Origin of the sequence: Corallococcus sp. CA053C (assembly GCF_003611675.1) — a bacterium.
Taxonomy (GTDB): Bacteria; Myxococcota; Myxococcia; order Myxococcales; family Myxococcaceae; genus Corallococcus.
This window is the reverse complement of the sequence record NZ_RAWA01000537.1, coordinates 1-5,458: the sequence shown is the minus strand read 5'-3', so window position 1 is coordinate 5,458 and position 5,458 is coordinate 1. Positions and strand designations below refer to the sequence as shown.

Genomic DNA, 5,458 nt, shown 5'->3' with positions numbered 1-5,458 from the left:
GCCCAACCCGTCCCACCTGGCGCAGGTGATGGCGCAGGGCAAGGCGCGCAAGGCGAAGCTGCTGGTGAAGGAGGACTACTACCCGGAGGGCACCGCGAAGCTCGTGGCCTCCAAGATCCCCGCGCCGCTCGTCGTCATCCCCGGCGGCACCGACTTCCGCAACGGACAGACGTACGTGCAGCGCATCGAGCTGCTGGTGAGCCGCCTGGAGCAGGGCCTCGCCGGGAAGGGGCCGTGACATGACGCGACGATTCCCCCTTTCACTTCCCGGAGCGCTGCTGCTCCCGGTGGTCCTCCTGTCCGGGTGCGCGCTCGACGCGGGCGAGGGCTTCGCGGTGCTCAAGCCCTCCGTGCAGGCCGCGTACACGCCGCTGCCCCGCCGCGACGCGGGCGACGGCTATCAGGCGCTCGCCTCCGACTTCCAGCTGCGCATGGACACGGCCTCCGTGCGCGTGGGCAGCATCGACCTGCTCGCCAGCTCCGGCGGTGGTGGAGCCACGACGTTCGATCCCTCCTCGCCTCCTCCGGGCTACTCGCTGTGCCACAACGGGCACTGCCACAGTGATTCAGGCGAGCTCGTCGACTACGCGGACATCGAGGCGGAGCTGGGCGGTGGCGGCGGCAGCAGCACCACCACGGTGGCCAACCTCCCCGTGGACGGAGACCTGGACCTGCTGCGACCCGCGTCCGTGGGCCTCGACTGCCGGCCGGATTGCGAGCTGCCTCGGACGACGCTGTCGCGGGAACGCTGGTCCATCACCGGCGTGCGGATGACGGGCAGCGTGCGCGATGGCCGCGTCCCGGCGCGCTTCGCGGGCGCGAAGGACTTCCGCATCACCCTGGCGACGGCGGGGGGCGCGGAGGCCGAGCCGGTGGCCGTGCTCTCCGGGGACCTGGACGTGCCGTCCGACCGCGAGAACGCGCCGGGCGTGGAGCTGGGCCTCAAGCTGGAGCTGACCCCGCTGCTCTTCGACGCGGTGGACTGGTCCACCGTGGCGGCGGGGCCGGACGGCGTGCTGGACCTGGATGCGCCCGGCAACGCGACGGTCCGCGCCGCGTTCCTGGAGCAACTGGCGCAGGTGAGCCCTGTCGCGGAGGTCAAACGTGGCGCACGGTGATCACGAGACGGCACTGGACAGCGCGCACCGCATCGCGCCGCCGCAGGAGCCGGGCGAGCCGCTGCTGAAGTGCGAACAGCTCGTCATCGGCTACGGGGGCAAGGACATCCTGCCGCCCATGGACCTGGTGGTGCGCCGCCGGCAGTTCGTGGCGGTGGTGGGCCGCAACGGCTCCGGGAAGAGCACCTGGTTCAAGACGCTGCTGGGGCTCATCCCTCCGGTGTCCGGGCAGATCACGCTCGGCGCGCCCCACATCCGGAGCGCGTACGTGCCGCAGACGTCGTCCATCGACTCGCTGCTCCCGGTGCACGCGCGGGAGCTGACCGGGTGGGGGCGGCTGTCGGGGTGGAACTTCCTGCGCCCGTTCCCCAGCCGCGCGGACCGGCAGAAGGTGGAGGCGGCGCTGGACACCGCGGGCGCGCGCGCCATCGCGAAGCGGCCCTTCCACGACCTGTCCGGCGGAGAGAAGCAGCGGGCGCTGCTCGCGCGGGTCATCGCCACCGAGGCGGACGTGGTGCTGCTGGACGAGCCCACCGCGGCGATGGATGCCGTGGCGGAGAAACAGACGATGCTGCGGCTGTGCGCGCTCGCGCATGACCGGGGCCTGGGCGTGGTGGTGGTGAGCCACGATATGTCCGTGGCGGCCGAGCACGCCGACGTCATCCTCTTCGTGGACCGCGAGCACCGCTGCTACGTCATGGGCGACGCGCGCACCGTGTTCTGCCATCCGGCCTTCCGCCGCCAGTACGGCGACGACTACTGCAACAGCGCGCCCCAGGGGCCCCATCGTGGAAACAGTCCTGCTTGAGCCCTCGAAGTGGGAGCAGTTCCGGTCCGCCTGGGAGTTGTTCCAGGACCCCATCCTGTGCGCGCTCATCGCCGGGTGCGTGCTGGGCTTCCTCAGCGTCTACGTCGTCCTGCGGCGCATGGTGTTCGTCAGCGCGGCGGTGACGAACACCGCGGGCCTGGGCGTGGCGCTGGCCTTCTTCGCGGAGATCCACCTGGGCGTCCACGTGGATCCGCTGGTGGGCGCCGTGGTGCTGTCGGTGGCGGCGACGCTGCTGCTGATGGTGGAGCCCGCGCGGCTGCGCCTGTCGCGCGAGAGCCTGCTGGGGTGCGCATTCGCCTTCGCGGGCGGCGCGGCCATCCTCGTGGGCGACCGCATCGCGCAGGAGGCGCATGACATCCAGGGCATCCTCTTCGGCACCGCGGTGCTGGTGACGCCCGACCAACTCCACGCCGTGGCGGTGGTGGGCGCGGTGCTGATGGTGCTGCACCTGTGGTGGTACCGGGGCATCACCTTCGTCAGCTTCGACCGCATCGGCGCCACCGTGCAGGGGCTGCCGGTGCGGATGCTGGACACGGTGTTGATGGTGTCCATCGGCATCATGGTGGGCGTGTGCGCGCGCGCGCTGGGCGCCCTGCCCGTCTTCGCGTTCTCCACGCTGTCGGCCATCGCCGCGCTGGTGTTGGACCTGCGGCTGCCGTGGACCTTCTTCACCGCCACCGTGCTGGGCGGCATCGCGGGCGCGGGCGGCTACTTCTTCGCGTACTTCTACGACTTCCCGGTGGGCGGCTCGCAGACCGTCCTGTCCGGGGTCCTGGTGCTGCTGATGATGCTCGTGCGGCTGGCGCGCACGCCCTTCCAGCGCAAGGCCTGATGCGGTGGCCCACCGCCGCCGTTCCTTCAGCGGACGGCGGCGGACACCTTCTTGAACTCGGGCGTGCCCGCGCGGCCCAGCAGGTCGAACAGCGCGGACTCCACGGTGAGGATGCGCGCGCCCGCGTCGCGGCACAGCTCCAGGCCGATGCGACGGTCCTCCTCGTTGCGCGACAGCACGGCATCCGCCAGCAGGCACGGTTCGCGGCCGCTGTCGGCCAGGTCGCGCGCGGTCTGGAAGACGCAGATGTGCGTCTCCATTCCAGCAATGAGCACCTGCTTGCGGTCTCCCAACACGGCGAGCACGTCCGGCGTGGCGGCGGAGAAGTCCAGCTTCTCCAGCGGCTTGAACTCCCCCAGCTTCAACTTCAGGAGCGAGTGCGTGCGGCCCAGCCCCTGCGGGTACTGCTCCGTGACAACGACGGGTACGCCCAGGGCCCGGGCCCCCTCCACGGCGGCGCCGGTGCGCGCGAGCATGCGGTCCAGGGCATCGCGCTCCATGGCGGCGCAGAGCCGCTCCTGGATGTCGACGACGAGCAGCACGGCCTGTTCGGGCTTCAGGCGGATCGAGGGCATGGGATGGCTCCTTGCGGGTGCTCCCTGGTGACTGAAGGCCGCGCGTCCGTCAAGCACGGCCGCGCGGTCGCTCAGCCCCCGTGGACGGTCCAGGGCCCTTCCCCGCCCCGAGGTGCGGGAGCGGTGTCCATCGGAGCATCCGGCACCCGGCGGAGCGCGGCGCGGCCCCTCCCTCCGGAGGCGAAGCCCCGCGCGCGTTGCAGGCCCGGCAGGTGCGGATCCGCATCGCGCCACAGGTCCAGCACCACGGCGAAGTCGTGCGCGGCTTCGGACATGCACTCGCAGGCGACGTGCGCCTCGGCGACGAGCAGCATGCAGTGGCCACACCCCGGCCGCTCTCCTGCTCGCTCTAGCGCCAGCTCCAGGGCTTTCTGCTCGCGACCGGAGTGCAGGCGCACGCGGGCCAGCGTCTCCCGGGGCGGACGGCAGAAGAGCGCGGGCCCCACTGGCCGCAAGCGCCGCTCCAACCGCAGGGCCCGTGTGAGCGCGGCCTCCGCGCGACCGGAGTCACCCCGCCTCGCGTCCAGCGTCCCCCGCAGCTCCTGCGCGGCGACCTCCGCCGTGCGTGCCACGTCGCGGGGACACAGGGCGCGTCCTTCGGAGCGGGTCGCGTCCGACAGGGTGATCACCAGGGTGTCCAGCAGCTGGCACGCACGCTCCACGTCGCCCAGCCGTCCCGTCTCCAGGGCGCAGGCTCCGCGCGTGTACAGGCGCACGGCGTCGCGCAGGCCCTGCTCCGCGACAGTGGCGGCGTCGCCCAGCTCCATCGGGACCTCGGCCGCCGCGCGGTAGAACCCGAAGCGCAGGTGCGCGGCCACGAGCGTGGTCGCCGCGAAGAGCACCGCCTGCGGCCGGGCACCCGAGGCCTCCACGCGCTGGCGCAGCTTGCGAGCCCACCTCTGGGCCTCCTGGTACCGCCCCACCTCCGCGCAGCCTTCGCTCAACAGGCGCAGCGCGGTGTCCGCGCTCGGCGCGACCTCCAGGGGCAGCGACTCGCGGGCGAGGTACGCGTCATCCGCCTCCACCGCCGCCTCCAGGATGCGGTTCGCCTCCGCCGCGCGGCCCATGCGCAGCAACAACCGTCCGGCGGCGAGCAGCGCGGGGCTGCCGGCGGGGACGAGCGTGGGAAGGAGCTCGGCGCTCGCGCGGGCCACTTCCGGCCGCGCGCTCGTCAGCCATGCCTGCACCCAGGCCAGGTGCACACCGGCATGATCCGGATGCGTGCGCAGCAGGTCGCGCAGGAGGGACTGCGCGTAGGGCTGGCCCTGGCCGGGACGTCCGTCGGATTCGTAGCCATCCAGCAGGAAGCCCGCGAGCAGCAGGCGGGGCTCGGGCTCGTCCGGGAAGCGGTCGATGAGGAACTCCATCTCGCGCACGAAGGCGTGCCGGCCATTGGCGGGGCCCTTGTCCGCGAGGAGGCTCGCGGCGATCAGCAGGCGCTGCTCCAGGTCGGTGGTGCCTTCGGCCAGCGCCAGGGCCTTGCGGATGGCCTCCGCACGGTCGGCGGCGAAGCGGGCTCCCGCGCCGCGTGCGAGCGCGAGCCCCCACCAGGCCATGGCGAGCGAAGGATCCTGTCGCGCGGCCTCCGCGAAGGCACGCCGCGCCTCCAGGGCCCAGCCCAGGTGCAGCAGGCGCAGGCCCTGATCAAAGTACGCCTGGGCGAGCGGTACGCGCGTCGTCACGGGCAGGTGGGCCTTCCCGTAACCGTCACACAACGGCGGCGTGGGAAGGGCTTCGTCCGGCAGGTCCTCCCACGCGACGTGGGCATGGACGGACGGCGCATCGGCTCGGAACAGTCGTGCCAGCATGGGTCCTCCTCACGCTCCGGTCATCGGAGCGACATGGTGTTGCACTCCGGCGTGTTGCACTCCGGCGTCGGTCGCGCGCACTCGCACGGCCATCCGCCTCCAAGCGACTGACAACTCCTCCGCGGGAACGGGAGACGCCTTGCGCCGCGCGGACAGACACGCGCGGCGCCAGGCCAGCCCCACGTCCCGCGCCACCCAGGCCTCGTAGTCCGCGAGCCAGTCCGCCAGCAGCGCGAGCCCCGCCCGCACCGCCCGGCGCTCCGGCCCGGAGGCCGCATCCCGCCGCACGCCCACGT

General features: G+C 72.7%; 5 protein-coding genes and 2 pseudogenes. 4 read left to right on the top strand and 3 right to left on the bottom strand.

Going from position 1 to position 5,458, the window contains the following annotated elements; translation table 11 throughout:
* From D7V97_RS39375 to D7V97_RS39360, 4 genes and pseudogenes are all read left to right on the top strand, one after another.
* Positions 1 to 238 (top strand): annotated as a pseudogene (locus D7V97_RS39375) (zinc ABC transporter substrate-binding protein); the annotation flags it as partial.
* Between the two features lies 1 nt (position 239).
* Positions 240 to 1,118: a hypothetical protein gene (locus D7V97_RS39370; RefSeq protein WP_120615718.1), complete on the top strand. Its 879-nt coding sequence runs from the start codon at positions 240 to 242 to the stop codon at positions 1,116 to 1,118.
* Positions 1,119 to 1,131: 13 nt separating this feature from the next.
* Positions 1,132 to 1,926 carry a metal ABC transporter ATP-binding protein gene (locus tag D7V97_RS39365; RefSeq protein ID WP_120615719.1) on the top strand — a complete coding sequence of 265 codons (795 nt, stop codon included), beginning with the start codon at positions 1,132 to 1,134 and terminating at the stop codon, positions 1,924 to 1,926.
* Entirely contained in the window at positions 1,907 to 2,779 is an 873-nt protein-coding gene (locus D7V97_RS39360) for a metal ABC transporter permease (RefSeq protein WP_120615717.1), read from the top strand. Before D7V97_RS39365 ends, D7V97_RS39360 begins: the two co-directional genes overlap by 20 nt.
* Positions 2,780 to 2,805: 26 nt before the next feature.
* On the opposite strand, the gene D7V97_RS39355 is transcribed toward D7V97_RS39360, so the two are convergent.
* The 3 genes and pseudogenes from D7V97_RS39355 to D7V97_RS39345 all read right to left on the bottom strand — a co-directional run.
* Positions 2,806 to 3,354 carry an isochorismatase family protein gene (locus D7V97_RS39355; RefSeq protein WP_120615716.1) on the bottom strand — a complete coding sequence of 183 codons (549 nt, stop codon included), beginning with the start codon at positions 3,352 to 3,354 and terminating at the stop codon, positions 2,806 to 2,808.
* A 71-nt stretch (positions 3,355 to 3,425) separates the two neighbouring features.
* A complete protein-coding gene (locus D7V97_RS39350; RefSeq protein WP_120615715.1) occupies positions 3,426 to 5,162 on the bottom strand; it encodes a hypothetical protein in 1,737 nt (578 codons plus the stop codon).
* Positions 5,163 to 5,171: 9 nt separating this feature from the next.
* Positions 5,172 to 5,458 (bottom strand): annotated as a pseudogene (locus D7V97_RS39345) (hypothetical protein); the annotation flags it as partial.

Excerpts from the sequence above, each read along its gene's own strand:
- D7V97_RS39370 (WP_120615718.1), top strand. The coding sequence starts at position 240 with ATGACGCGACGATTCCCCCTTTCACTTCCCGGAGCGCTGCTGCTCCCG.
- D7V97_RS39350 (WP_120615715.1), bottom strand. The coding sequence starts at position 5,162 with ATGCTGGCACGACTGTTCCGAGCCGATGCGCCGTCCGTCCATGCCCAC.
- D7V97_RS39355 (WP_120615716.1), bottom strand. The coding sequence starts at position 3,354 with ATGCCCTCGATCCGCCTGAAGCCCGAACAGGCCGTGCTGCTCGTCGTC.